This window comes from Streptomyces hyderabadensis (genome assembly GCF_020404845.1).
GTDB classification, from domain to species: Bacteria; Actinomycetota; Actinomycetes; order Streptomycetales; family Streptomycetaceae; genus Streptomyces; species Streptomyces hyderabadensis.
Genome location: NZ_JAIOJZ010000078.1, coordinates 1 through 25,946 on the forward strand (window position 1 = coordinate 1; position 25,946 = coordinate 25,946).

At 73.6% G+C, this 25,946-nt stretch carries 20 protein-coding genes; 10 read left to right on the top strand and 10 right to left on the bottom strand.

Annotated features, from left to right (window positions below):
* The 3 genes from K7854_RS34385 to K7854_RS34395 form a co-directional block, all read right to left on the bottom strand.
* A partial coding sequence (locus tag K7854_RS34385) for an SDR family NAD(P)-dependent oxidoreductase (protein ID WP_226030478.1) occupies positions 1-391 on the bottom strand: 391 nt, incomplete at its 3' end.
* Between the two features lie 60 nt (positions 392-451).
* Positions 452-1,219 (bottom strand): oxidoreductase, encoded by a 768-nt coding sequence (locus tag K7854_RS34390; RefSeq protein ID WP_226030479.1) that lies wholly within the window; start codon positions 1,217-1,219, stop codon positions 452-454.
* A 133-nt stretch (positions 1,220-1,352) separates the two neighbouring features.
* Complete coding sequence (locus tag K7854_RS34395) at positions 1,353-2,015, bottom strand: NADPH-dependent FMN reductase (RefSeq protein WP_264088098.1); 663 nt, start codon at positions 2,013-2,015, stop codon at positions 1,353-1,355.
* Between the two features lie 163 nt (positions 2,016-2,178).
* Here K7854_RS34395 and K7854_RS34400 point away from each other — a divergent pair, with 163 nt between their 5' ends.
* Both K7854_RS34400 and K7854_RS34405 read left to right on the top strand, forming a co-directional pair.
* Positions 2,179-2,721: a GVDTG sorting domain-containing protein gene (locus K7854_RS34400; protein ID WP_226030480.1), complete on the top strand. Its 543-nt coding sequence runs from the start codon at positions 2,179-2,181 to the stop codon at positions 2,719-2,721.
* A gap of 127 nt (positions 2,722-2,848) precedes the next feature.
* Positions 2,849-3,481 (top strand): class F sortase, encoded by a 633-nt coding sequence (locus tag K7854_RS34405; RefSeq protein ID WP_226030481.1) that lies wholly within the window; start codon positions 2,849-2,851, stop codon positions 3,479-3,481.
* A gap of 22 nt (positions 3,482-3,503) precedes the next feature.
* Here the strand turns inward: K7854_RS34405 and K7854_RS34410 are convergent, their stop codons facing one another.
* Positions 3,504-4,286, bottom strand: coding sequence for a sulfite exporter TauE/SafE family protein (locus K7854_RS34410; protein WP_226030482.1), 783 nt, complete (start codon positions 4,284-4,286; stop codon positions 3,504-3,506).
* Between the two features lie 166 nt (positions 4,287-4,452).
* Here K7854_RS34410 and K7854_RS34415 point away from each other — a divergent pair, with 166 nt between their 5' ends.
* The 5 genes from K7854_RS34415 to K7854_RS34435 all read left to right on the top strand — a co-directional run bounded on the left by K7854_RS34415 (position 4,453) and on the right by K7854_RS34435 (position 10,154).
* On the top strand, positions 4,453-5,685 hold the full coding sequence (locus K7854_RS34415; protein WP_226030483.1) for an NAD(P)/FAD-dependent oxidoreductase: 1,233 nt from the start codon (positions 4,453-4,455) through the stop codon (positions 5,683-5,685).
* Complete coding sequence (gene nirB / locus K7854_RS34420; protein ID WP_226030484.1) at positions 5,685-8,300, top strand: nitrite reductase large subunit NirB; 2,616 nt, start codon at positions 5,685-5,687, stop codon at positions 8,298-8,300. Before K7854_RS34415 ends, nirB begins: the two co-directional genes overlap by 1 nt.
* A complete protein-coding gene (gene nirD / locus K7854_RS34425; RefSeq protein WP_226030485.1) occupies positions 8,297-8,662 on the top strand; it encodes a nitrite reductase small subunit NirD in 366 nt (121 codons plus the stop codon). Before nirB ends, nirD begins: the two co-directional genes overlap by 4 nt.
* Before the next feature lie 48 nt (positions 8,663-8,710).
* The gene (locus tag K7854_RS34430) at positions 8,711-9,295 is read left to right on the top strand and encodes a TetR/AcrR family transcriptional regulator (protein WP_226030486.1); all 585 of its coding nucleotides are present in this window, start codon (positions 8,711-8,713) and stop codon (positions 9,293-9,295) included.
* A gap of 91 nt (positions 9,296-9,386) precedes the next feature.
* Complete coding sequence (locus tag K7854_RS34435; RefSeq protein ID WP_121715087.1) at positions 9,387-10,154, top strand: SDR family NAD(P)-dependent oxidoreductase; 768 nt, start codon at positions 9,387-9,389, stop codon at positions 10,152-10,154.
* A 56-nt stretch (positions 10,155-10,210) separates the two neighbouring features.
* Here K7854_RS34435 and K7854_RS34440 read toward each other — a convergent pair whose 3' ends face one another.
* Entirely contained in the window at positions 10,211-11,143 is a 933-nt protein-coding gene (locus tag K7854_RS34440; protein WP_226030487.1) for an oxidoreductase, read from the bottom strand.
* 182 nt (positions 11,144-11,325) lie between these two features.
* On the opposite strand from K7854_RS34440, the gene K7854_RS34445 reads away from it, so the two are divergent.
* Positions 11,326-11,784 carry an excalibur calcium-binding domain-containing protein gene (locus K7854_RS34445; protein WP_226030488.1) on the top strand — a complete coding sequence of 153 codons (459 nt, stop codon included), beginning with the start codon at positions 11,326-11,328 and terminating at the stop codon, positions 11,782-11,784.
* Positions 11,785-11,830: 46 nt separating this feature from the next.
* Here the strand turns inward: K7854_RS34445 and K7854_RS34450 are convergent, their stop codons facing one another.
* Positions 11,831-13,039, bottom strand: a complete 1,209-nt coding sequence (locus K7854_RS34450) for an acyltransferase family protein (protein WP_226030489.1) — start codon at positions 13,037-13,039, stop codon at positions 11,831-11,833.
* A 226-nt stretch (positions 13,040-13,265) separates the two neighbouring features.
* Positions 13,266-15,995 carry a pyruvate, phosphate dikinase gene (gene ppdK, locus K7854_RS34455; protein ID WP_226030490.1) on the bottom strand — a complete coding sequence of 910 codons (2,730 nt, stop codon included), beginning with the start codon at positions 15,993-15,995 and terminating at the stop codon, positions 13,266-13,268.
* Positions 15,996-16,489: 494 nt separating this feature from the next.
* Here ppdK and K7854_RS34460 point away from each other — a divergent pair, with 494 nt between their 5' ends.
* On the top strand, positions 16,490-18,271 hold the full coding sequence (locus K7854_RS34460) for an alkaline phosphatase family protein (RefSeq protein ID WP_226030491.1): 1,782 nt from the start codon (positions 16,490-16,492) through the stop codon (positions 18,269-18,271).
* Here K7854_RS34460 and dusB read toward each other — a convergent pair whose 3' ends face one another.
* Entirely contained in the window at positions 18,272-19,438 is a 1,167-nt protein-coding gene (gene dusB / locus K7854_RS34465; protein ID WP_226030492.1) for a tRNA dihydrouridine synthase DusB, read from the bottom strand. It abuts the gene before it with no gap.
* Positions 19,439-19,520: 82 nt separating this feature from the next.
* Between dusB and K7854_RS34470 the strand changes: the two genes are divergently transcribed.
* Positions 19,521-20,966, top strand: coding sequence for an MFS transporter (locus tag K7854_RS34470; RefSeq protein ID WP_226030493.1), 1,446 nt, complete (start codon positions 19,521-19,523; stop codon positions 20,964-20,966).
* A 7-nt stretch (positions 20,967-20,973) separates the two neighbouring features.
* On the opposite strand, the gene K7854_RS34475 is transcribed toward K7854_RS34470, so the two are convergent.
* On the bottom strand, positions 20,974-21,516 hold the full coding sequence (locus K7854_RS34475) for a hypothetical protein (protein WP_226030494.1): 543 nt from the start codon (positions 21,514-21,516) through the stop codon (positions 20,974-20,976).
* Between the two features lie 31 nt (positions 21,517-21,547).
* Positions 21,548-25,816, bottom strand: coding sequence for a cation-translocating P-type ATPase (locus K7854_RS34480; protein WP_226030495.1), 4,269 nt, complete (start codon positions 25,814-25,816; stop codon positions 21,548-21,550).
* Positions 25,817-25,946: the final 130 nt, after the last annotated feature.

The following is a 25,946-nucleotide window of genomic DNA, read 5'->3' on the forward strand; positions in this document are numbered from 1 at the left end:
CGGCGCCCGTGCTCAGCAGCGGGGCGAGCTTCTGCACGGTGAACCAGGCGCCCTTGACGTTGATCGCGAACAGCTCGTCGTAGGCCTCCTCGGTCGTCGAGCCGAGGGGCGTCAGGGCCGCGACGCCGGCGTTGACGAACAGGGCGTCGACCGTGCCCAGCTCGGCCTTCACCCGGTCGGCGAGAGCGTCCAGGTCCGGCAGTGAGGCCACGTCGCCCCGGACGGCCACCGCGTTCTCCCCGAGCCGCTGCCGCGCGGCGTCGAGCGTGGCCTGCGAGCGGCCGGTGATCACGACGCGGGCTCCGCCGGCCACCAGCAGTTCCGCCATGGCAAAACCCATTCCGCTGCCGCCACCCGTGATCACGGCATTCTTGTTGCTGAACCCACCCATGTCCCTGATTCCTTTTCGCATTTTTCCGGCACCGCTCTTCCGGCTTCACTTTTTCGGAGTTCAGCCCCTGGGATATTCCCCGCCGTCCACGGCGAGGCTGGTCCCGGTCACCCAGCCCGCCCGGTCGGACACGAGGAACAGCACCGCCTGGGCGATGTCGTCGGGCAGGCCGTCGCGCCCCAGCGGAGCGGTGCCGCTCGCGGCCGGTCCGGCGTCGAGGCTCGCCCAGTGCTCCCGGGTCTCCTCGCCGCCGGGGGTGGCGGTGCGGCCGGGGCTGACGGTGTTGACCCGGACGCCGGAGGGGGCCAGCGTCGCGGCCAGCCCGGCGCTGTAGTTGTCCAGCGCCGCCTTCGCCGCCTGGTAGTGCAGGAACGGGGGCGCAGGGGGCGCGACCGCGGCGGTGGAGATGTGCACGACCGCCCCCGAGCGCCGTTCCCGCATGTCCGGTACCAGAAGGGCGTTCAGGCGGACCGACGCGAGGAGGTTCAGGTTCAGCGTGTCCAGCCACTCCTCGTCGGGGATGAGCAGGCCGTCCTGGTGGGGCCGCGCCCCGCCCGCGTTGTGGACCAGGATGTCCACCCCGCCCAGCGTCTCCCGCGCGGCCGCGGCGACCGCCTCGGCCCCGGCGGTGGTGCGCACGTCCGCCGGCACGAAGCCCGCCCCCTCCGGCGCCGCGGCCGTCGCCGACCTGGCGGTGGTGAGCACCTCGGCGCCCGCGCCCAGGAGGCGGCGGACGATCGCCGCTCCGATGCCCCGCGTGCCGCCGGTGACGAGTGCTCGCTTTCCGGCGAGTTCCCGAATTTCCGACGCGTTTTCGATCGCGGTCATTCCACTGGCCTTTCCAGGAATCCCGTAATGACGCACTCACGGTAGATCCCGGAAATAACCGGAGGCAAAGACGAAATTGCAGCGGGTGCCATAGGAAGTTCCTATGGCACCCGTGCGACGTTCCCGCGGCGCCTCACACGCCGTCGTAGGGCCGCTTCTCCTTCGCCTCCCGCAGGGCCCGGCCCCACCACACCAGTTGGTCGAGCATCGTCTTGGCCGCGGCGCCCGGGCCGGACGGGTCCCTGAGCCTGCCCTCGCCGTCGAAGGACGCGCCCGCGTTGTGGAAGGAGACGGTGTCGCGGACGGTGACGGCGTGCAGTTCGGCGAAGACCTGGCGCAGGTGCTCGGCGGCCCGCAGGCCGCCGGCCAGACCGCCGTAGGAGACCAGGCCGACGGGCTTGGCCCGCCACTCGGTGAAGTGCCAGTCGATGACGTTCTTCAGCCCCGCCGGGAAGGAGTGGTTGTACTCGGGGGTGAGCACGACGAACGCGTCGGCGTCCGCCAGTTTCGGGGTGATCTCGGCCAGTGCGGCGGTCGCCTCCGGGCTCGGTGCGAAGGTCGTGGGCAGGTCGGTCCCGGCGACGTCCACCACCTCGGGGACCAGGTCGTCGTGGGCCCGGAGGTGGTCCAGGAGCCAGTCGGCGACGACGGGGCCGAAGCGGCCGTGCCGGTTGCTGCCGACGAGCAGGGTCACGCGCAGCGGCGCGGTCGTCGGGTTCACGGGGTCCGCGGTGCTCGCGGCGTCCGTGGTGTTCACGGGGTCCGTGGTGGTGTTCGCGGTGGTCGTGGTGTTCATACGGGAGAGCCTGATACCTCAAGTTTGCTTGAGGTCAACTGGCCGCGCTCCGGGCCCGTTCGGCGGCACCGGTCACCCGTTCACACCGCTCGGGGAGCGGGCCGGGGCCGGGGCCACTTTCCTCGGTAGGGCAGGGGCCACCGAAGAGCTCGAAGGAGCACCGATGCGACGTACCGCCCGCCTGCTGACCGGTACCGCGCTCGCCGCCGCGGCCGTCGGTCTGACCACCTCGACCGCCGCGGCCCCGGTGTACGCCGGGGATGCCGTCGCCGCCGGCGGCCTGACGGTGTACCCGTCCTCGGTCGTGCCGGGCGAGCGGGCCGTGGTGACGACCGCGGTGTGCGGGAAGGGCGGCTCGGCGGCGGGTGACGCCAGCGCGGTCGGCGCGGGCGCCTTCCCGCTGGCGCCGGGCACCGGCGAGGGCGGGGCGACCGGCCACTTCGAGGTGCCGCCGAGCGCCCAGCCGGGGACCTACGAGATCGTCGCGACCTGCGGGGACGACGAGCGGCGGGTGACGGGCGACCTGGTGGTCACGCTGACCTCGGCCGCGGAGCAGGTGTACCCCAGAGGAAGCGTGAAGACGGGGGTCGGCGGCGCTCTTGGCCCCGATCCCGTACAGACCGCGGCCGGTGTGGCGGCTCTCGCCGTCGCCGCCGCGGGCGGTACCTGGCTCCTGCATCGCCGGGCGAGAGGCGACGGGATCTGACGGGCACCCTCCGCTGCCCGTCCGCCGGTACCGCACTTCCCCACCCCCTCCGGGTCCGACGCCCCTCGCGGCCCGGAGGGGGCCGGGGTTCCCAGGGATCCGAGGGAGACGAGGGAGAGGGGACGTCATGCGCAGGGTCAAGGACACCGCGATAGCGGCCGTCACGGCGGTCGCCCTCTGCTCAGGGGGGCTGCTGCTGCTCGGCGGCGCCCGCACCGAAGCCCCGCCGCAGCCGTCGGCCGCGCAGTCCGGCGCCGCCGACCGGGCCGGGCAGGCCGACCGGGGCGCCGCCGCACCGGCGCTGCCGCCCTCCCCGCCGGACCGCGTCCGCATCCCGGCGATCGGCGTGGACGCCCCGCTGACCGGCCTGGGCCTGACCGGGGCGGGCAGCCTGGACGTGCCGCCCGCCGAGCAGAAGAACCTCGCCGGCTGGTACGAGGCCGGCACCACCCCCGGCGAGACGGGCACCGCGATCGTCGCCGGACACGTCGACAACGCCGAGGGCCCCGCCGTCTTCTACCGCCTCGGCGCCCTGGAGAAGGGCGCGACGATCGAGGTGGACCGGCGCGACGGCGGTGTCGCCGTCTTCACCGTGGACGCGGTGGAGGTGTACGCCGCCGACGCCTTCCCCGACGAGAAGGTCTACGGCGCCGCCGACCGCCCCGAACTGCGGGTCATCACCTGCGGCGGCCCCTACTCACGCAGCACCGGCTACCAGGGCAACGTGGTCGTCTTCGCGCACCTGACCGGTAGCCGGTGAGCCCCGGATCCCGCGTCGCGGGCTACGCCACCCACTGCTCCCAGGCCAGGTTCGCCACCAGCGCGAAGACGACCGTCAGCAGGACGACGCGGACGAAGCCGCTGCCCCTCTTGAGGGCCGTGTGGGCCCCGAACATGCCGCCGGCCAGGTTGAAGACGGCCATCAGGGCGGCCAGCTGCCACAGCACCGCGCCCTGCCAGGCGAAGGTGGCGAGGGCGCCCGCGTTGGTGCAGCAGTTGACGATCTTCGCGGTGGCGGAGGCGGTCACCAGGTCCAGGTGGAGCAGCGCGGTCAGGGCCAGGACCAGGAAGGTCCCGGTGCCGGGGCCGATGAGGCCGTCGTAGAAGCCGATGCCGACGCCCGCGAGGGCGATCGCGGTGAGGATCTGGCGGCGAGTGGCCGGGCCGGTGGCGGGTGCGGTGCCGAAGGCGGGGCGCAGGATCACGAAGGCCGCGACCGCGAGCAGCACCACCATGATCACCGGCTTGAGCACCTCGGTGCTCATCCCGGCCGCGAAGAACGCCCCGCCGGACGACCCGGCCAGTGCCGCCAGGCCGATGCGTACGGCGGTGCGCACGTCCACCGGCGCCTTGCGGGCGTACGTCACCGCCGCGCCCGTGGTGCCGACGATGGCGACCGCCTTGTTGGTGCCCAGCGCGTGCGCGGCCGGGGTGCCGGAGGGCAGGCCGAGCAGGAGTGCGGGGAGCAGCAGCAGGCCGCCCCCGCCGACCACCGCGTCGATCCAGCCGGCCGCCAGCGCGGCGAGGCAGAGCAGGACGACCGTGGTCAGCGATATGTCGGGCATGATCGCGACCCTATGGACGGGATGGATGTGCCGTCCATCGAGATGAGGGACTTCTGAGCTTCCCGCCGCCCCTCACAGGCACCGGCCGCCCCCGCTGAGGGCAGCGTTCCCGGTGGGAAACAGCGGGGATGCCGCCGGGTAACACCCGCACCGCACGCTCGGTGCCATGACCTCGAAGAAGCGTGTGGTGGTGATCGGCGCCGGACTCGCGGGCGTGGCGCTCGCCCGGCGGCTCGGCGAGCTGGGCACGCCCGCGCTGACGCTCGGCGACGAGGAGCACCGCCCGTACAACCGGGTGCTGCTCGCCGAGGTGCTGGCCGGACGCTACGGCCCCGAGGTGATCGCCCTGCCGGCGCCCGCCGGGCTGCTGCGCGGCCGGGTCACCGGCATCGACCGGGCCGGGCGGACCGTGCGGTGCGCCGACGGGTCCGTGATCGCGTACGACACGCTGGTCCTGGCCACCGGCTCCAACGCCGTGCTGCCGCCGCTGCGCGGCCTGTTCACCCCCGAGCGCGAGCTGCCCGAGGGCGTGCACGCGTTCCGGACCATGGACGACTGTCTCGGGCTGTCGAAGGCGGTGCGGCCCAGGGCGCGGGCCGTCGTCGTCGGGGGCGGGCTCCTCGGGGTGTCCGCCGCCCGCGCGCTGGCCGTGCGCGGCGCCCAGGTCGTCCTCGCCCAGCAGTCCGAGCGGCTGATGGAGCGACAGCTCGACCCGGCGGCCTCCGCGCTGGTGCGCCGGCACCTGGAAGGTCTCGGCGTCGAGGTGCACACCGAGTGCCGGGTACGGGACGTGCGCAGCGTCGGCGGGGCGGTGCGGTCGGTGGAGATGGGCGACGGGTACGCCCTCGGCGCCGACCTGGTGGTGCTCGCCTGCGGGGTCCGGCCCCGGGTCGGGCTCGCGCGGGAGGCGGGCCTCGACGTCGGCAAGGGCGTCCTGGTCGACGACGAGCTGCGCACCTCCGACCCGCACATCCGCGCCGTCGGCGACTGCGCCCAGCACGCCGGCCGGGTCTACGGGCTGGCCGCGCCCGCCCTCGAACAGGCGGGTGTCCTCGCCGAGCTGCTCGCCGGCGACGGCACCGCCCCCCGGCACTACACCGGCACCCGCTCGCTGACCCGGCTCACCCTCACCGGGTCCGACGGCTCCTTCGACCCCTTCGACCTCGCCGCGTTCGGCGAGACCGACCCCCGCCCCGGCGACGACGTCGTGCAGCTCGCCGACGCCACCCGGGGCACCTACCGCAAGGTCGTCGTCCGCGACGACCGGCTGGTCGGCGGGGTCCTGGTCGGCGAACTCGGCACCGTCGGCGCGCTGGCGCGCGCCTGGGAGGGAGCAGAGCCGCTCCCCTCCGACGGCGGCCCCCTGCTCCACCTGCTCACCCAACACGGAGGCTCCTGATGACCGCCACCCCGGCGCACACCCCGACGATCGTGCTGGTCGGCCACGGCATGGTCGGCCAGCGCTTCCTGGAGGCCCTGGCCGGGCGCGGGCTGACCGGCACGCACCGCGTGGTCGTCCTGTGCGAGGAGCCGCGCCCCGCCTACGACCGGGTCCAGCTCACCTCGTACTTCTCGGGGCGGACCCCCGAGGACCTGTCGCTGACCGACCCGGCCTTCATCGAGCAGCACGGCATCGAGCTGCGTGTCGGGGACCCGGCGGAGACGATCGACCGGGGGGCGCGCACGGTGACCGCCCGCTCGGGGCTGGTCGTCGAGTACGACGTCCTCGTCCTGGCCACCGGCTCCTACCCGTTCGTCCCGCCGGTGCCCGGCAAGGACGCCGAGGGCTGCTTCGTCTACCGCACGATCGAGGACCTGCTCGCCATCGAGGAGTACGCGAGGACCCGGGCGACGACCGGTGCCGTGGTCGGCGGCGGGCTGCTCGGCCTGGAGGCGGCCGGCGCCCTCCAGGGCCTCGGACTCACCTCGCACATCGTGGAGTTCGCGCCCCGCCTGATGCCGGTGCAGGTCGACGAGGGCGGCGGCGCGGCGCTGCTGCGCACCATCGAGGAGATGGGGCTGTCCGTCCACACAGGTGTCGGCACCCAGGAGATCCTGACCGGCGCGGACGGCGCCGTCACCGGCATGAAGCTGTCCGACGGCTCCGAACTCGCCACCGACCTGGTGGTGTTCAGCGCCGGGGTCCGCCCCCGCGACCAGCTCGCCCGGGACTGCGGGCTGGCGGTCGGCGAGCGTGGCGGGATCAGCGTCGACGAGCGGTGCCGCACGGTCACCGACGAGCGGGTGTTCGCGATCGGCGAGTGCGCGCTGGCGGCCGACGGCCGGGTGTACGGGCTGGTGGCGCCCGGGTACGAGCAGGCCGAGACGGCCGCCGCGGCGATCGCCGACGACGAGGCGTCCTTCACGGGGGCCGACCTGTCCACCAAGCTGAAGCTGCTCGGCGTGGACGTCGCGTCCTTCGGCGACGCGCACGGCACGGCCGAGGGCTGCCTGGACGTCGTCTACTCGGACTCCCGCGCGGGCCTGTACAAGAAGCTGGTCGTCGGCCGCGACGGCACCCTGCTCGGCGGCATCCTGGTCGGCGACGCGGAGGCGTACGGCACCCTGCGCGCCTTCACCGGCTCGGTCCCGCCGGTCTCCCCCGAGTCCCTGGTGCTGCCCGCCGGTGCCGGGGCCCCGGCCCAGCTGGGCCCGGCCGCGCTGCCCGACGACGCGGTGATCTGCTCCTGCCACAACGTCACCAAGGGCACCATCCGCGGCGCGGTGACGGAGCACTCCTGCACCAGCGTGCCCGAGGTGAAGAAGTGCACGAAGGCCGGCACCGGCTGCGGCTCCTGCGTGAAGGTGCTCGGGCAGCTGGTCACCGCCGAGCTGGAGGCGGGCGGCGTCGAGGTCGACAAGGGCCTGTGCGGCTGCTTCGCCCAGACCCGCGAGGAGCTGTACGAGATCGTCCTCGCGCTGCGCATCACCTCCTTCCGCGAGCTGCTCGACCGGCACGGCCGTCAGGGCGCGCGGGGCGGTGAGGGCTGCGAGGTGTGCAAGCCGGCGGTCGGCTCGATCATCGCCTCGCTGGCCCCGTCGATCGGCGCGAGCGGCTACGTCCTGGACGGCGAGCAGGCGGCGCTGCAGGACACCAACGACCACTTCCTGGCCAACCTCCAGAAGAACGGCTCGTACTCCGTCGTGCCGCGCATCCCCGGCGGCGAGATCGCGCCGGAGAAGCTGATCGTGATCGGCGAGATCGCCCGGGACTTCGGGCTCTACACGAAGATCACCGGCGGTCAGCGCATCGACATGTTCGGCGCCCGCGTCGAGCAGCTGCCGCTGATCTGGGCGCGGCTGGTGGACGCCGGCTTCGAGTCGGGGCACGCGTACGGGAAGTCGCTGCGCACGGTGAAGTCCTGCGTGGGGCAGACCTGGTGCCGCTACGGCGTGCAGGACTCGGTGCGGATGGCGATCGACCTGGAGCTGCGCTACCGGGGTCTGCGCTCCCCGCACAAGCTGAAGTCGGCGGTCTCCGGGTGCGCCCGGGAGTGTGCCGAGGCGCAGTCGAAGGACTTCGGCGTGATCGCCACGTCCAACGGCTGGAACCTGTACGTGGGCGGCAACGGCGGCGCCACCCCGCGCCACGCGGACCTGCTCGCACAGGACCTCTCGGACGCCGAACTGGTCCGCCTGATCGACCGTTTCCTGATGTTCTACATCCGCACCGCCGACCGGCTGGAGCGCACCTCCACCTGGCTGGAGCGCCTTCCCGGCGGCCTGGACCACGTACGGGACGTGGTGGTGCACGACTCGCTCGGCATCTGCGACGAGCTGGAGTCCCTGATGTCCGCCCATGTGGCGCACTACCGCGACGAGTGGGCCGAGACGATCAACGACCCGGAGAAGCTGGCCCGGTTCGTGTCCTTCGTGAACGCGCCCGACACCCCCGACCCGGTCGTGGGCTTCGTGCCCGAGCGCGACCAGATGAAGCCCGATCTGCCGCTGCTGGACATCGGTCTGCGGCGCCCCTCGCAAGACGACCTCCTGGAAGGAAGCACCCGGCGATGACCCTGGCACCCGAGCCCCTGGCACCCGAGACGACCGGCCTGAAGGTGCGGCTGCGGCTGACGGACGACTGGTTCACGGCCTGCGACCTCGGCGTCCTGCTCCCCGGCCGGGGCGTGGCGGCCCTGCTCCCGGACGGCGGCCAGGTCGCCCTGTTCCGCGACCGGGACGGCGGGCTGTACGCCATCGACAACCGGGACCCGTTCACCGGCGCTGCGGTCCTCTCCCGCGGGCTGACCGGCACCCACCGGGGCCGCCCGTTCGTCGCCTCCCCGCTGCTCAAGCAGCGCTTCGACCTCACGACCGGGGAGTGCCTGGACGACGAGACGACGCGGGTGGAGACGTACGAGGTGAAGGCCGCCTGAGCCGAGCTTTCTTGACCGATCGTTTCAGACCGGCTTAGGCTGCGGGACGTGGCCAGGACCAAGGAGTTCGATCCGGACGCCGCGCTGCGGGCAGCCCTGGAGCTGTTCTGGCGGCGCGGCTACGAGGCGACGTCGATGTCCGACCTCGTCGAGCACCTCGGCGTCGGGCGGGCCAGCATCTACGCGACCTTCGGCAACAAGCGCGAGCTGTACCTGAAGGCGCTGGCGCACTACGAACAGGGTCTGCTGCCGGACCTGTTGGCGGACCTGTCCCGGCCGGGCCCGGCACTGCCGGGCGTGCGCGCCCTGGTGCGGCGCTACGCCGCCGAGGCGAGCGCCGACGACTCGCGGCTGCAGGGCTGCTTCGTCACCAACACCGCCGCCGAGCTGGCCCCGCACGACGCGGCCGCCGCCCGGCGGGTCGAGCGGAACTGGGACCAGCTGGAGACCGTGCTGCACACGGCGCTGGCCCGGGCCCGCGCCGAGGGCGAACTGCCCGCCGGGCGCGATCCGCTGGCCCTCGCCCGGATGCTGCTGGTCCTGCTCCAGGGCATGCGGGTGGTCGGCAAGGCCTCGCCGGACCCGGTCAGGGTCCGGGACGCGGCGGAACAGGCGCTCGCGCTGCTCGACTGAGACCCGTACGCACCCCTCTGCGGAGGGGTGTTTTCACGCCCGCATATTGAATCGATCGGTCTAGAAAACCGGTCGGGAAAAGGGGAGATCCATGACCACCCGGCGTTTCACCGACAGGACCGCCCTCGTCACCGGCGCGGGCTCCGGCATCGGCCGGGCCGTCGCCCTCGCCCTGGCCGCCGAGGGCGCGCACGTGGTCGTCGCCGGGCGCGCCCGGGGACCGCTCGACGAGACGGCGGCCCTGGTCGAGGAGGCGGGCGGCAAGGCGCTGGCCGTCTCCGCGGACGTCACCCGGCCCGCCGACGTGGACGCCCTGGTGGCCGCCGCCGTCGGACACTTCGGCTCCCTCGACGTCGCCGTGAACAACGCGGGCGTCTTCCGCGGCGGGGTGCCCGTCGCCGAGCTGTCCGAGCAGGACTGGCACACACAGCTCGACATCAACGTCACCGGTGTGTTCCTCGCGCTGCGCGCGGAGGTCCGGCAGATGCGCGCCCAGCCGGGCGGCGGCGCGATCGTGAACATCGCCTCCACCTTCGGGGCGCACAAGCGCAGCCCGGGCGCCGCGGCCTACGCGGCGACCAAGGCGGCCGTCTCGGCCCTCACCCGGGGCGCCGCCCTGGACCACATCGGGGACGGGGTCCGCATCAACGCGGTCAGCCCCGGCGCCACGGCGACCTCCATGTCCCTGCGGCCGGGCGAGACGGAGGCCGGGCGGGCCGAGCGGATGCGCGGGGAGACGCCGCTGGGCCGGGTCTCGGCGGTGGCGGAGGTGGCGGCGGCCGTGCTGTACCTGGCGTCCGACGACGCGGCGTCGGTGGTGGGCACCGACCTGGTGGTGGACGGCGGCCAGACGGCCTGAGCGGGCGGGGCGGCCCCGGAGCCCCCGGAGCGGCGGCGGAGCGGGGCAGCGGCGCCTCAGGGCAGCAGCGCCTCGTAGATGACGCCGGTCAGCCGCTCGGAGGCGGCCCACAGCCGCTCCCCCATCGCGTCGTCGGTGGTCCACGACGCCCGCCGGGAGGGTGCGGGCGCCCCGCGCCACATCGCGAAGGACGGGCCGGTGAAGGAGTCGGAGGGCACGCCGGGGGCGGTCGCCGCGTACAGCACGGGCAGCGCGCCCGCCTCCGGGGACTGGGCGAAGACCCGGCTCCCCAGCCGCGCCAGCCGCCCGGCGAGCCGGCGCCCCTCGGCCCGGGGCCCGGCGGCGTGGAGTCCGGTCTCCGCGTATCCGGGGTGGGCGGCGACCGCGCGGACGTCCGAGGCACCCTCCCGGGCCGCGAGCCGGCGCGCCAGCTCGTGGGTGAAGAGCAGGTTGGCGGACTTGGAGCGGGCGTAGGCGGTCCAGCGGCCGTACCGGCGCACGTTGTTGAGGTCGCGCGGATCGACGTTGGCCAGCAGGTGCAGGAGGCTGGAGACGGTCACGATCCGGGCGCCGGGCGCGGCCAGCAGGGAGGGCAGCAGCAGCCCGGTGAGGGCGAAGTGCCCCAGGTGGTTGACGCCGAACTGGGTCTCGAAGCCGTCCACCGTGGTGCTGTGCGGCAGCGCCATCACCCCGGCGTTGTTGACGAGGAGGTCGAGGCGCTCGTAGGGCAGTCCGTAGGCGAACTCCCGGACCGAGGCCAGGTCGCCCAGGTCCAGCCGCGCCGGTTCGACGGCGGCGGAGGGCACCTCGCCGAGCAGCCGTGCCACGGCCGCGCTCCCCCGCTCCTCGCTGCGGCAGGCGAGCACGACGGACGCGCCCTTGCGTGCCAGCTCCCGGGCGATGACGTAGCCGAGGCCGCCGTTGGCCCCGGTGACGACGGCGACGCGCCCGTCCAGGTCGGGGATGTCGCCCGTGCTCCAGCCGGTCATCCGCGGCTCCTTCGCTGGTCCGGACCGTCTCACCGTACGCGCCCGGCGGGTCTGAGCGGAGAGCTACCGTCCGGTCAGGTCACGTTCTCATCACGAGTCCTTCATATCCCCACCACATCTCGGTCACCTCAATAGCTTCGTCACCTCATATCCGCCCATCCACACCATTCCCGGGACTCTCGATGAAGCTGCTCCGCAAGCCCGCCGCCGTGACCGTCGCCGCGCTGGCCCTGGCCGCCCTGCCGGCCGCCGCCGCCCAGGCGCACGACGGCGCCCACCCGTTCAAGAACTGCACCGAGGCGTACGAGAACGGCTACTCCAACATCAAGGAGGGTGACGAGCACTACGGCGAGCACCTGGACCGCGACCAGGACGGCGTCGGCTGCGACAAGCCGCCGGCCGGCTTCGTGCCCGCGAGCGACGAGGACACCGACGACGCGGCGGGCAGCGGGAGCGGCGAGGACTCCGGGAGCGAGGCGGGCGGCGGGGACGAGACCGCCGGTCAGCAGGGCACCGACCTGGCCGAGACCGGCGGCGACGACAGCACGCCGTACCTCGCGGCGGGCGGCGGGATCGTCGTGCTCGCGGGCGGCGGACTGCTGCTGGCCGCGCGCCGGCGCCGGGGCGACGGCGCGGCCTGACCCGGCCCGCCCTCCGGCCCCGGCGCTCCCCGGGAGCCCCGTCGCCTCAGCGGCGGGGCTCCGGCGGCTTGAGGCTGAAGGCGGCGCTGCTCAGCCAGCGCCGTGCGGCCCGGGCCACCGGGCGCTCCACGAACCGCTGCACGACGTAGGAGAGCGCGACCAGGGCGGCGACGGTCACACAGACCACCACCCACGGGTGGGCACGGTCGCCGAAGCGGTGCAGGACGTTGACGCCGATGGCGTCGTGCAGCAGGTACAGCGGGAAGGTCAGCGTGCCCGCGACGGTCAGCCACCGCCAGCGGATCCGGCTGGTCCAGCCGAGCGCGACGGCGGCGATCAGCAGGAAGAACACCGTGATCACCAGGACCAGCCAGCCGCGCCCCGGCTGCCACACGCTCCAGTCCAGCCGGCCACCGCCGGGCGTCAGCAGATAGTGCAGCGCCAGCAGCCAGGACATGGCGACGATCCCCCACAGCAGCGGGGTCGGCCGGTAGCGGTACATCAGGTAGAAGGCCATGCCCGCGATGAAGTACGGCGCGGACGGCGGGTTCACCAGCAGCGTGAGCAGGTGGATGTCGGCGCTGGGGGCCAGCACGGCGGCGACCGTCCACAGACCGCAGTAGATCACCACGCGCTGGTAGGTCAGGCCCTTCCACACCACCACCGCGAAGGTCAGGTAGAAGCACAGCTCGGGCCAGAGCGTCCAGTAGACCGAGTCCAGGTTCTCCACGCCCAGCGGCGTCTGGAGCATCGTCAGGTTGGCGAACAGCACGCGCGGGTGCGGGTGGCCGAACGGGTTGTCGGCGAAGTAGATCACGCAGGCCGTGATCGCGATGGCCGCCCAGTACATCGGGTACAGCCGGGTGACGCGGGAGATGAAGAAGTCGCGCGGGGTGCGGCCCCACGCGCTCATGCAGATGACGAAACCGCTGATCAGGAAGAAGAGTTCGACGCCGAGGCGGCCGTAGGCGAAGTAGGGGTGCGCCTCGGGGAAGACGTCCTCGACGGGGCGGTCCCAGATGGTCCGCATCGTCGAGGGCACCTGGCCGACGAAGTGGAAGAAGACCACCGACAGGGCGGCCAGGAAACGCAGTCCGTCCAGGGCCGCGAGCCGGTTCCTGCGGACGGGGGGCCCGGCCTCGGGGACCCGCTCCCGCGCGCCGGTCCGGGGGCTGGGCACCGCGTCGGCGATTCTGTCCCCGGTCCCGTCGCGGGCGGTCGTGCCGGCCGGTTCCCTGTGATCCGTCTGCGTCATCCAACCACCGTTCCGGGTGCCGGCCCCTGCCCGCTGCCAGGGCGCTCCAACTCTGCTGACAGCTTGCTGCTGCTCAGCACACAGCGATTCACACCGTTGAACGTGTCACAAAAGGCGGCACCCCCGCACGGGTGCCGCCTCTTCTCGTGGACCGGAGCCGCCGCCGATCGGTGAGGGTGGTCGGGTGACAGACGGCGGCTCCGGGGTCTTCGGCCCCCGTCGGGGGTTACCGGTGGTCGCTGCCCTTCGACCGGGACGCCGCCCGGCCCGCCTCCAGGCGGGCCACCGGGATCCGGAACGGGGAGCAGGAGACGTAGTCCAGACCCACCTCGTGGAAGAAGTGGACGGACTCGGGGTCGCCGCCGTGCTCGCCGCAGACACCGAGCTTCAGGTCGGGGCGCGTGGCGCGGCCGGCCTTCGCGGCGGCGGCGACCAGGGAGCCGACGCCGTCCTTGTCGATGGTCTCGAACGGGGAGACGCCGAAGATGCCCTTCTCCAGGTAGGCGGTGAAGAAGCTGGCCTCGACGTCGTCGCGGCTGAAGCCCCACACGGTCTGGGTCAGGTCGTTGGTGCCGAAGGAGAAGAACTCCGCGGCCTCGGCGATCTGCCCGGCGGTCAGCGCGGCGCGCGGCAGCTCGATCATCGTGCCGATCGACAGCTTGAGCTTGGCGCCGGTGGCCGCCTCGACCTCGGCGATGACCTGGTCGGCCTCCTCCCGGACGATCTCCAGCTCCTGGACGGTCCCGACCAGCGGGATCATGATCTCGGCGCGCGGGTCGCCCTTGGCGGCCTTGCGTTCGGCGGCGGCCTCGGCGATGGCGCGGACCTGCATGGTGAACAGGCCGGGGATGACCAGGCCGAGCCGGACGCCGCGCAGGCCCAGCATCGGGTTCTGCTCGTGCAGCCGGTGCACGGCCTGGAGCAGGCGCAGCTCGTTCTCGTGCGGCTCCTGGCGGGACTCGGCGAGCGCCACCCGCACCGACAGCTCGGTGATGTCGGGCAGGAACTCGTGCAGCGGCGGGTCCAGGAGCCGGACGGTGACCGGCAGGCCGTCCATCGACTCGAAGAGCTGGACGAAGTCCTGCTTCTGCAGCGGCAGCAGCTCCTTCAGGGACTCCTCCCGCTCGGCCTCGGTGTCGGCCAGGATCAGCCGCTCCACCAGCTCGCGCCGGTCGCCGAGGAACATGTGCTCGGTGCGGCACAGGCCGATGCCCTGGGCGCCGAACCGGCGGGCGCGCAGCGCGTCCTCGGCGTTGTCGGCGTTGGCGCGCACCCGCAGCCGGCGCTTGCGGTCGGCGAAGGCCATGATCCGGTGCACGGCCTCGACCAGCTCGTCGGCGTCCTCGGCGCCCGCGTGCATGCGGCCCTCGAAGTACTCGACGACCGGGGAGGGCACGACCGGCACCTCGCCGAGGTAGACCTTGCCGGAGGAGCCGTCGATGGAGACGACGTCGCCCTCCTCGACGACCTGCCCGCCGGGCACGGTCATCCGGCGGCGCTTGGTGTCGACCTCCAGTTCCTCGGCGCCGCAGACACAGGTCTTGCCCATGCCGCGCGCGACCACGGCGGCGTGCGAGGTCTTGCCGCCGCGCGAGGTCAGGATGCCCTCGGCGGCGATCATGCCGTCCAGGTCGTCCGGGTTGGTCTCGCGGCGGATCAGGATGACCTTCTCGCCGGAACGGGACCACTTGACGGCCGTGTACGAGTCGAAGACGGCCTTGCCGACCGCCGCGCCCGGCGAGGCCGCGATGCCCCGGCCGACCTGCTCGACCTTCGCCTCCTCGTCGAAGCGCGGGAACATCAGCTGGGCGAGCTGGGCGCCGTTGACCCGCTGGAGGGCCTCGGCCTCGTCGATCAGGCCCTGGTCGACGAGCTGGGTGGCGATCCGGAAGGCGGCGCCCGCGGTGCGCTTGCCGACCCGGGTCTGGAGCATCCACAGCTGGCCGCGCTCGATGGTGAACTCGATGTCGCACAGGTCCAGGTAGTGGTTCTCCAGCGTCTCCATGATCTGCATCAGCTGGTCGTACGACTTCTTGTCGATCTGCTCCAGCTCCGCCAGCGCGACGGTGTTGCGGATGCCGGCGACGACGTCCTCGCCCTGGGCGTTCTGCAGGTAGTCGCCGTAGACGCCCTGGTGGCCGCTTGCGGGGTCCCTGGTGAACGCGACACCCGTGCCGGAGTCGGGGCCGAGGTTGCCGAAGACCATGGAGCAGACGTTGACGGCGGTGCCGAGGTCGTGCGGGATGCGCTCCTGGCGGCGGTAGAGCTTGGCGCGCTCGCCGTTCCAGGACTCGAAGACCGCCTTGATGGCGAGGTCCATCTGCTCGCGCGGGTCCTGCGGGAAGTCCCGGCCGGCCTCGGTCTTGACGATCTTCTTGAACTTGGTGACGAGCTTCTTGAGGTCGGCAGCCTCCAGCTCGGTGTCGACCGCGACCTTCTTGGCCGTCTTCGCCGCCTCCAGCGCCTCCTCGAAGAGGTCGCCGTCGACGCCGAGCACGGTCTTGCCGAACATCTGGATCAGACGGCGGTAGGAGTCCCACGCGAAGCGGTCGTCGCCGGCCTGCTTGGCCAGTCCCTGCAGCGACTTGTCGGAGAGGCCGATGTTGAGGACGGTGTCCATCATGCCGGGCATGGAGAACTTGGCCCCGGACCGCACCGACACCAGGAGCGGGTCGTCGGCCTGGCCGAGCTTCTTGCCCATCTTCGCTTCGAGGGCGTCGAGGTGCGCACTCACCTCGTCACGCAGTGCCGCCGGCTCCTCGCCGCTGTCGAGGTAGGTCTTGCAGGCCTCGGTGGTGATGGTGAAGCCGGGAGGGACCGGAAGGCCCAGGTTGGTCATCTCGGCGAGGTTGGCGCCCTTGCCGCCGAGGAGGTCCTTGAGGTCCTTGTTGCCCTCGGTGAAGTCGTAAACGAACTTCGGTGCGTTCGCTACCTGGGGATCTTTGTTTTCCGACACGGGTCTCGACTCCTCGAGGACGCGGTGGCTGCCCTGACGGCGAGGAATGTACCCAGATCAAAGGCACCTGGGTACGTCCACTTGCGCGTCATGCACCCGTAACCACTCGTCCGCCAGCGGATCGAAAGTCAAGGGTTGGCAAGCGACCGACGGCTTGTGTTTTCACTTCTTGAACGCACGGACCCTTGAACGCCCGTTTCGCCGCTCGTATGAGCAGAGTTCTCCACGTTTGAGTTCGCTCGATGAACGATCAACATATGGCACTCAGTGCCACACCTTGGAGAAGTGGAGTCACTCAAGATCCGCTCATCTGAGCGCTACTCCTATCAGAGGTGGCGAGAATCACGCTCCCACAAGCCGCCGGATTTCACCATGCGGACCGGTGGACGGACCGGTGAACGGACGGCCCTCGGCGGACGTACGAGAGTCCGGCGGGTCCCGGCCCCCTCGCCGGGGCCCGCCGTCCACCGGGTTTCGCACGGAAGGACCTTCGGGTGCCCGTCATCACGCCTTTCCACCGGCCGCCGCGGCCACCCGACGACGCCGCCGACGACCCCGGCACCCCCGCCGCACCGGGACCCGCCCCGCTGGAGACCTTCAGGACCCGGCTCGCCCACTGGCGCGCATGGCGCACCCGGCACCCGCGTGCCGCCCTCGCCGTCCGCCGGGTAACCACGGCCGTTTCGGCCATTCTGGTTCTCGGGGCCCTCCTGCTGCCCAACACCCTCGTCGCCCTGGAGCCCAACCGCTTCGCGCGGATCCCGGGGGAGGCGGTCGTCGGGGCGGTGCTGCTGCTCTGTCTGCCGCGCCTGCCGCGGCTGGTGGCGGCGGCGCTGTTCGGCACCGCCCTCGGGGCGCTGACCGTGCTGAACCTGCTCGACATGGGCTTCACCGAATACCTGGGCCGCAACTTCAACCTGGTCCTGGACTGGGGACTGCTCGACGACGCGCAGTCCTTCGTGGCGGACTCGATGGGCGGGGCGGCGGCGACCTGGGCCGCGGTGGGCGCCGTCGTGCTGGCGGTCCTGCTGCTGGTGCTGACGGCGCTGGCGGCGGTCCGGCTCGGCGAGCTGCTGGCCGCGCACCGGGAGCGGGCGGCGCGGGGCGCGCTGATGGCGGCCACCGTGTGGATGACCTGCGCGGCGCTGGGCGTGCAGACCTTCGGCGTACCGGTCGCCACCACGAGCGCCTCCCAGGCGGCCCGGGCCCAGGCGCACCGGGTGGCGGACACGCTGCGGGACGAGGCGGCCTTCGCGAGGGAGGCGAAGGCCGACCGGTTCGGCGCCACGCCCGGCGATCAGCTGGTGCCGGACCTGCGCGGCAAGGACATGATCTTCACGTTCATCGAGAGCTACGGCCGCAGCGCGATCGAGGACCCGGTGATGGCACCGGGTGTCGGCCGGACGCTGGACGCGAGCACCGCGGCGCTGGCGCAGGCGGGCTTCCACGCCCGCAGCGGCTGGCTGACCTCGGCGACGTACGGCGGCAGCAGCTGGCTCGGCCACTCCACCTTCCTGTCCGGCCTGTGGGTGGACAACCAGCAGCGCTACCGCACCGTCACCGCGGGCGACCACCTCACCCTCACCAAGGCCTTCGAGAAGACCGGCGACTGGGACACGGTCGGGATCATGCCGGGGGTGCAGAAGGCCTGGCCGGAGGCGGACTGGTACGGCCTGGACAAGGTGTACGACGCGTTCGACGTGGGCTACCGGGGGCCGAAGTTCAGCTGGTCGACGATGCCCGACCAGTACGCGCTGGAGGCGTTCCAGCGCCTGGAGCACGGCAGGAAGCGCGAGCGGCCGCTGATGGCGGAGGTCATCCTCACCTCCAGCCACCAGCCGTGGGCGCCGGTCCCGAGGATGGTCGGCTGGGACGAGGTCGGCGACGGCTCGGTGTACGAGGGCATCGAGGCGGCGGGCGTGAAGGCGTCCGACATCATCACCGACTCCGCCCGCTCGAAGGAGGAGTACGGCAGGTCGATCCAGTACTCGCTCACCAGCCTCACCCAGTGGCTGGAGCGCTACGGCACCGACGACACCGTCCTGGTCTTCCTCGGCGACCACCAGCCGCTGGCCCGCGTCAGCGGCGACGGCGCGAGCCGGGACGTCCCGGTGTCGGTCGTCGCCAAGGACCCCAAGGTGCTCGACGCGATCGACGACTGGGACTGGACGGAGGGCCTCGAACCGGCGAAGGACGCCCCGGTGTGGAAGATGAGCGCCTTCCGGGACCGCTTCCTGACGGCGTACGGCTCGGTCCCGCACCCCACGAAGGGCTGATCAGCCGCCGGAGGTGTCCAGCTCCGCGTCCTCGCCGATGCCCGCGCAGTCGTAGGGGTCCTTCAGCCAGCCGTCCGGCAGGACCACCCGGTTGTTGCCGGAGGTGCGGCCGCGGGGGCCGTCGGCGCCGGTGGGCCAGGGCTGGTCGAGGTCGAGTTCGTCGAGCCCGGCGCGCAGGGCCTCCAGGGAGGAGGTGATCGCGAGCCGCTTGCGCATCTCGGAGCCGACGGCGAAGCCCTTGAGGTACCAGGCGACGTGCTTGCGGAAGTCGATGACGCCGCGTGCCTCGTCCCCGATCCACTCCCCCAGCAGGGTCGCGTGCCGCACCATCACGTCGGCGACCTCGCGCAGCGTGGGCCGTACGAAGGCGTCGGTGCGGCCCTCGAAGGCGGCGACCAGGTCGGCGAAGAGCCAGGGCCGCCCGAGGCACCCGCGTCCGACCACGACGCCGTCGCAGCCGGTCTCCCGGACCATGCGCAGTGCGTCCTCGGCGGACCAGATGTCGCCGTTGCCCAGCACCGGGATCTCCGGGACGTGCTCCTTGAGGCGGGCGATGGCGTCCCAGTCGGCGGTGCCGCCGTAGTGCTGGGCGGTGGTGCGGCCGTGCAGGGCGATGGCGGTCACGCCCTCCTCGACGGCGATGCGGCCGGCGTCGAGGTAGGTGAGGTGGTCGTCGTCGATGCCCTTGCGCATCTTCATGGTGACGGGCAGGTCACCGGCGCCGGTGACGGCCTCGCGGACGATGGCGCGCAGCAGGTTCCGCTTGTACGGCAGCGCGGAGCCGCCGCCCTTGCGGGTCACCTTCGGCACCGGGCAGCCGAAGTTCAGGTCGATGTGGTCGGCGAGGTCCTCCTCCGCGATCATGCGGACGGCCTTGCCGACGGTCACCGGGTCGACGCCGTACAGCTGGATCGAGCGCGGGGTCTCACTCGCGTCGAAGTGGATCAGCTGCATGGTCTTCTCGTTGCGCTCGACCAGCGCCCGGGTGGTGATCATCTCGCTCACGAACAGGCCCTTGCCGCCGCTGAACTCCCTGCACAGGGTGCGGAAGGGCGCGTTGGTGATGCCGGCCATCGGCGCCAGCACCACGGGCGGCACGACGGTGTGCGGGCCGATCCGCAGGGGCGCGGCGGTGTGGTCGGGGGCGGGCGTGGTGAGCGTGGACATTCCCCCATTGTCACGCACGCGGGAAGATCATGTAACAGTCATTAGTTAGCCGCACTATCGAAATGGGCGTACGATGGAGTCCATGCCCGAGCTGAACCGTCGCCGCCGCATGCTCGTGCTCGCCATCTGCTGCATGAGCCTGCTGATCGTGAGTATCGACAACACGATCCTCAACGTCGCCCTCCCCGCCATGCAGCGCGACCTGCACGCGAGCACGTCGGGCCTGCAGTGGGCCATCGACGCGTACACGCTGGTGCTGGCCGCGCTGCTGATGCTGGCCGGCTCCACGGCCGACCGGATCGGCCGCAAACGGGTCTTCATGACCGGCCTGGTGCTCTTCACCCTCGGCTCGCTGCTGTGCTCCCTGGCCCCGGACCTGTCCTCGCTGATCGTCTTCCGGATGCTGCAGGCGGTGGGCGGTTCGATGCTCAACCCGGTCGCGATGTCGATCATCACCAACACCTTCACCGACCCGCGCGAACGCGCCCGCGCGATCGGCGTCTGGGGCGCGGTGGTCGGCATATCCATGGCCGCCGGGCCGCTGGTGGGCGGGGTGCTCGTGGAGTCCGTCGGCTGGCGCTCGATCTTCTGGGTCAACCTGCCGGTGGGCCTGGCCGCCCTCCTGCTCACCCTCCGCTTCGTCCCCGAGTCCCGCGCGCCGAAGGCCCGGCGCCCCGACCCGCTGGGCCAGCTGATGGTGATCGTGCTGTTCGGCTCCCTGACGTACGCGATCATCGAGGCGCCGAACGCCGGGTTCACGACCGTGCTGCCCTTCGCCGTGCTGGCGCTCGCCGCGCTGATCGGTCTGCTGGTCCACGAGCCCCGGCGCACGGACCCCTTGGTCGAGCTGCGTTTCTTCCGGTCGGCGCCGTTCAGCGGGGCCACCGTGATCGCGGTCAGCGCGTTCGCCGCGCTGGGCGGGTTCCTGTTCCTGTCCACGCTGTACCTCCAGAACGTGCGTGGGCTGAGCGCCCTGGAGGCCGGCCTGTGGATGCTGCCGATGGCCGTCCCGACCTTCCTGTGCGCCCCGCTCGCCGGGCGGCTGGTCGGCAGCCGGGGGCCACGCCTGCCGCTGCTGATCGCGGGCGGCGCGCTGACCGTGAGCGGGACGCTGTTCGCCGCCTTCGAGGCCGAGACCTCCGACGTCACGCTCTTCCTCGGCTACGTCCTGTTCGGCATCGGCTTCGGCTTCGTCAACGCGCCCATCACCAACACCGCGGTCTCCGGCATGCCCCGGTCCCAGGCCGGGGTCGCGGCGGCCGTCGCCTCCACCAGCCGCCAGCTGGGCCAGACGCTCGGCGTGGCGGTGGTCGGCGCGGTGCTGGCGGCGGGCGTGGGCGCCTCGTCGTACCGCGACACCTTCGTCTCCGCCGCCCGCCCCGGCTGGTGGATCCTGGCCGCCTGCGGCCTCGCGGTCCTCGTCCTGGGCGCCGTCACCAGCGGCCGCTGGGCCCGCGGCACGGCGGAACGGACGGCCGAGCGCCTCCAGTCGCCGGAGGTCCGGGAGGCGGCACGGACGGGGGCGTGAGGGCGCCTCAGACGTAGTCGAAGTACCGGTCGGCCCAGACCGCCTGCATGTCGCCGTCCTCGTCGTCCTCGCCGTCGTGTCCGGGCGCGGCGACCACCTCGGCGAAGGCCCGGTCCTCGTCCACCAGGGTCGGGGTCGGGCCGTTATACGGCTCCAGCAGCACGTCGAGCGGGACGAAGACGCAGCCCGCCGCCGTGCACACCTCGTCCAGCCACGTCACGAACTCCCCGCTCGGGCCCGTCGCGGAGGCCGCGGTCCCGTGGGCGCCCGTACCGGCGGTGACGAAGCCGCCGAAGTTGCTCAGCTCGACCCACAGGCCCCCGGCGGGACCGGTACCGCCCGCGGGGACCGAGAACCGTGCGCACGCGCTGGAGTCCTGGTACAGCCCCGCCTGGACGGACGGCCCGAAACGCCGCCTGAGCGCGTCCGTGAGCAGGTCGAAGCGGCGCACCGCGGCCCGCGGATCGAAGTCCCGGGGCCGTTCCCGGTGGTCCGGGTCGTCGTGTTCGCCCAGCAGGGTCCGGATCTCGTCCAGGGGGAGCACGGACACGCCTTTCGGCCGGTTACGGCGAACCCGCGCATCATCCCCTGCCGCTCTGGGACCCCGCACCGGATTTCACCGCCGCCGGCAGCCGCTCCGCCAGCTTCGGCCAGTACGTCACGATCGCGTCCTCCACCCCGGGCAGCGCCCGTTGGCCGGCCAGCGCCAGGGCGATCGCCGCGGCCACGGCCGTCCACGCGACCGGGCCGAGCGGGGTGCAGCCGAAGAGACGGCTGGCGCCCGGGGTCTGGACCAGGGCGACCAGGGCGGCGGCGGAACCGAGGGAGGTGACCTGGACCAGGCGGCTGTCGCGGCGGTCGGCGAGCGTCTGGGCCAGCTGGGTGCCGACGACCGCGCACAGCGCCATGGTCGTCGAACGCCGCTGCGTGCCCGGCGTGAAGCGGCCCAGCAGCCAGGCCGCGGTCGCCCCGAGCGCCGTGGTCAGGGCCCGGTGCCGGATCTGCCGGATGAGGGGCTCGCCCAGCACCGCCGTGCCGAGCGGCGCGCCCGCGTCGGCGGCCTCCTGCTCCGGGTCCCCCGTCTTGGTGACCGCGACCGCCATCGCCGGGAACAGGTCGGTGAAGAGGTTGACCAGCAGCATCTGGCGGGTGGACAGCGGGGCGGCGCCGCCCAGCACCGTGCCGAGGATGCCGAAGCCGACCTCGCCCGCGTTGCCGCCGATCAGGATGGCGATGGCGTCGGCGACGCTGTGCCACAGGGCCCGCCCCTCCCGCACCGCCTCCACCAGGACCAGCAGGTCGTCGCCCGTGACCACCAGGTCGGCGGCGTTGCGGGCGGCGGCCGAGCCGCGGGCGCTGATGCCGACGCCGATGTCGGCGGCCCGGATCGCGGCGGCGTCGTTGGCGCCGTCGCCGACCATGCCGACGACCCGCCCGGCGTCCCGCAGCGACTCGACCACCTGGAGCTTCTGCTCGGGCGCCACCCGGGCCACCACGTCCGCGTCGCGCAGCATCCGGGAGCGGGCGGTGCGGTCGGCGGCGGCGAGTTCGTCGCCGGTGACCACGACCGCGTCCTCGGGCCAGCCCAGGTCGACGGCGATGGCGTGGGCGGTCTGCGGATGGTCGCCGGTCAGCACCACGGGCCGTACGCCCGCCTCGCGCAGCCCGCGCACCAGCGCCGGGGAGGTCTCGCGGGGGACGTCGGCGAGCGCCAGCAGTCCGGTGAACTCCAGCTTCGACGGCGGCTGTTCGAGGACGTCGGCCGCCTGCTCGCCCTTCGCCACGGTCCGCCGCGCCACCGCGATGATGCGCAGTCCGGCGCGGGCGAGGCGCTGCGCCACCTCGGCGGTGTGCGCGGGCAGGTCGGCACAGGCGGGCAGCACCGTCTCCGGGGCGCCCTTGACCACCAGCACGGCGGGGCCCCGCCCGCCCTCGCGTCCGACGGCGGCGGCGTAGCCCCGGGAGGTCTCGAAGGGCAGGCCCTCCTGCTGCGTCCAGCCGGGGTCGTCCCCGGCCGCGTCCAGGATCGCCTCGTCGGTGGCGTGGGTGGGCCGGTCGCCGTCCCCGTTCAGCCGGGGGCAGGCGCGCGCGGCGACCCGTACGGCGTCGGCGGTCTCCGGGTCGCCCACCCGGCGGACCGTGCCGTCGGGGCCCGCCACCCGCGACAGCCGCAGCTTGTTCTCGGTGAGGGTGCCCGTCTTGTCGAAGCAGACGGTGTCCATCCGGCCGAGCGCCTCCAGCGTGCGCGGGGTGCGCACCAGGACGCCCCGGCGGCTCAGCCGGCGGGCCGCCGCGAGCTGGGCCACCGTCGCCACCAGCGGCAGTCCCTCGGGCACGGCGGCCACCGCCACCGACACACCACCGGCGACGGCCTGCCGGATCGGCGCCCCGCGCAGCAGCGAGAGCCCGGTCACCGCGGCCCCGCCCGCCAGGGTGAGCGGCAGCGCCTTGCGGGTCAGCTCCTGTAGCCTGGCCTGCACCCCGGCCGCCGACGGCGTACGGGCCGCCAGCGCGACCGCCCGCGCCGCCTCGGTGTGGTCGCCGGTGTCGACGACGACGGCCCGGGCCCGCCCGGCCACCACGGTCGTGCCCTCGAAGACCATGCAGTACCGCTCGGCGACGGGGGCGCGGGGCGCCGGGTCCACGCACTTGTCCACCGGCAGCGACTCACCGGTCAGCGCGGACTCGTCCACCTCCAGGCCGTCCTCCCACAGCAGCCGGGCGTCGGCGGGCACCACGTCGTCCGCCTTCAGCTCGATCACCTGACCGGGGTGCAGCTTGGCCGCGTCCACGATCCGCGGCTCGGCCTCCGTGGACGGCTCCCCCGTCCCCTCCCCGTCCGGCGCCTCGCCCCGGACGGCCCCGGCGCCATCCGTGCCGCCACCACCCGCCGGGGCGCCGGCGTCACCGGCCCGCGCGGGGCTCTCCGCCAGGCGGGCCTTCTGCTTCTGCTCCGCCAGCAGCCCGGACAGCGCCCGCTCGGCGCGCAGCCGCTGGAAACCGCCGACCAGGGCGTTCAGGTCGAGGGCGCCGACGACGAGCAGCGCGTCCACGACCGACCCGAGGATCGCGGAGGCGGCCGAGCCGACCGCGAGGACCGGGGTGAGCGGGTCGTCCAGCTCCCCGCGTACGGCGCGGGCCAGCTGCCACGACCAGCGGACCGGTGCCAGCACGGGCACCCGGCCCGCCCGGTCGGCGGCCGCGCGCAGCCGGGCGCCGGCCTGCTCCACGGCGGTCGGCTCGGGCTCGCGCTCCCGCTCAAGACGTTCCCGTACGTCGTCCGGGTCCAGCGCGTGCCAGGCCACCCGGGCCCGGGGGTGCGGGGCGCGGGCCGTCGCCACGCCGATCGCGGCCCGCGTCCCGGACAGCAGGGCCACCGCCGCGCTCGCGTCCACCGGCGCGTGCCGCATCCCCAGCAGCGAGGACACGCCGCCCCGGCTCCTGCCGCGCGCCTCGCCGACCGCCACCAGCAGCCCGGACAACGCGGCCCCGGACCTGGCCAGGGTCTGCGACCGGCGCCCGACCGCGCGGGACACCGGCACCGCCCGCAACACCCGCCACACGTCGGCCAGCCCCTGCGGCGCGAGCACGTCCGCGCCCCAGGCCACCGGGCAGTCCGCGTCGGCCAGCGCGACGGCCACGTCCCCGGCGAGCAGCCCGGCCGAGACGGAGCCGTCGTCACCGGGCAACGGCCGTACGACGGTGATGACGCCGCCGTCGGCGCGCAGCTCGGCCACGACGTCGGCGAGCGGGCGGCGGGCGGCCACGACCTGGTCGGCGAGGCCCGTGAAGTCGGCCAGCGCCGGGTCCTCGACCATGACCACGCGCAGTCCCGCCCGCCGCGCCGCGTCCAGCACGTCCTCGGTCCACGGGTCCGCGCCCGCGTCCGGCACCCGCAGCGCGCTGGGGTGCAGCACGACCGTGCGGGCCATCTCCAGCTGCCGCAGCCGCCCGGGGTCGCGCACCAGCACGCCGGTGCGGGACAGCGCGGCGCTCAGTACGGCGTGGAAGGCGGCGGGTCCGTAGCGCGCCGCCTTGGGCGAACCGGCCAGCACCGCCTCCGCCGCCTCGGCCACGTCGTGCTTGACCAGCAGGGTCGCGGCGGCGCCCGCCACGCTGCCCGCCGAGGCGTGCGCGGCGTAGTCCTGGGCCGGTGAGGTGCGCGGCGCCGGGCGCAGGGCGGGTACGGCGGGCAGGCTGCCCCGGCCGGGGACGCACAACTGGTCGTGCACGACCTCGAAGGCGGCCCCCCGGGCCACCGCCTCCGTCAACTGGCAGACGCGCAGCGCCCCGTCGAGCACCAGCGAGGTGGGGCTCTGACCGGCGCCGTGCACGGCGGCGTTGGCGGCGGCCAGCGCCACGTCCATGCGGTGGTCGCCGAGCCGCTCGCGCAGCCAGGCGCGGAACGCCGGGTTCTCGCGCAGCAGTGTGGCGACGGCGGTGACCAGGCGCGGCGAGGGCGGCAGCCGCAGCCGCGCACCGGTCACGGCGGCGGCGATGCCCAGCACATCGGCCCCGAGCGCGACCGCGGCGACCCGCACCGGGGCGGGGTCGCCGGGGTGATCCGGCTCGTCCACGAGGTCGTCCGGACCGGACCGCTCGTCCCGGCCCGCCGAGTCCGCACGGCCGGCCGGGCCGGAGCGGTCACGCCCGTCGGCCGGGCCCGATCGGCCGGCTTGGTCCGCTCGGGTGAGTCCATGTTGTTCGGCGAGTGCGACGGCGTGGTCCACGACGCGGTCGGTGAGCGTGTCCTCGGTCGCGGTCACGACCAGTCGGGCCAGACCGGTGTCCCAGTAGGCGAGCAGGACGTCCGGGTGCTCGGCCAGTGCCGTCGCCACCCGGCGCGCCACCCGCTCCGTACCGCCCGAGGTTCACCAGGAAGGCGTCGCGCGCCGCCGTGCCCGTCGACTGGGCGATCTGGCTGATCTGGCGGCGGGCCACCGGGGACCCGGAGGACGACCCGGAGGGCGACGGCGTACC

Excerpts from the sequence above, each read along its gene's own strand:
- K7854_RS34410 (WP_226030482.1), bottom strand. The coding sequence starts at position 4,286 with ATGCCCGACATATCGCTGACCACGGTCGTCCTGCTCTGCCTCGCCGCG.
- nirB (WP_226030484.1), top strand. The coding sequence starts at position 5,685 with ATGACCGCCACCCCGGCGCACACCCCGACGATCGTGCTGGTCGGCCAC.
- K7854_RS34390 (WP_226030479.1), bottom strand. The coding sequence starts at position 1,219 with ATGACCGCGATCGAAAACGCGTCGGAAATTCGGGAACTCGCCGGAAAG.
- K7854_RS34470 (WP_226030493.1), top strand. The coding sequence starts at position 19,521 with ATGCCCGAGCTGAACCGTCGCCGCCGCATGCTCGTGCTCGCCATCTGC.
- K7854_RS34450 (WP_226030489.1), bottom strand. The coding sequence starts at position 13,039 with ATGACGCAGACGGATCACAGGGAACCGGCCGGCACGACCGCCCGCGAC.
- K7854_RS34435 (WP_121715087.1), top strand. The coding sequence starts at position 9,387 with ATGACCACCCGGCGTTTCACCGACAGGACCGCCCTCGTCACCGGCGCG.
- K7854_RS34395 (WP_264088098.1), bottom strand. The coding sequence starts at position 2,015 with ATGAACACCACGACCACCGCGAACACCACCACGGACCCCGTGAACACC.
- K7854_RS34445 (WP_226030488.1), top strand. The coding sequence starts at position 11,326 with ATGAAGCTGCTCCGCAAGCCCGCCGCCGTGACCGTCGCCGCGCTGGCC.
- K7854_RS34440 (WP_226030487.1), bottom strand. The coding sequence starts at position 11,143 with ATGACCGGCTGGAGCACGGGCGACATCCCCGACCTGGACGGGCGCGTC.
- K7854_RS34400 (WP_226030480.1), top strand. The coding sequence starts at position 2,179 with ATGCGACGTACCGCCCGCCTGCTGACCGGTACCGCGCTCGCCGCCGCG.
- K7854_RS34405 (WP_226030481.1), top strand. The coding sequence starts at position 2,849 with ATGCGCAGGGTCAAGGACACCGCGATAGCGGCCGTCACGGCGGTCGCC.
- nirD (WP_226030485.1), top strand. The coding sequence starts at position 8,297 with ATGACCCTGGCACCCGAGCCCCTGGCACCCGAGACGACCGGCCTGAAG.
- dusB (WP_226030492.1), bottom strand. The coding sequence starts at position 19,438 with ATGTCCACGCTCACCACGCCCGCCCCCGACCACACCGCCGCGCCCCTG.
- K7854_RS34415 (WP_226030483.1), top strand. The coding sequence starts at position 4,453 with ATGACCTCGAAGAAGCGTGTGGTGGTGATCGGCGCCGGACTCGCGGGC.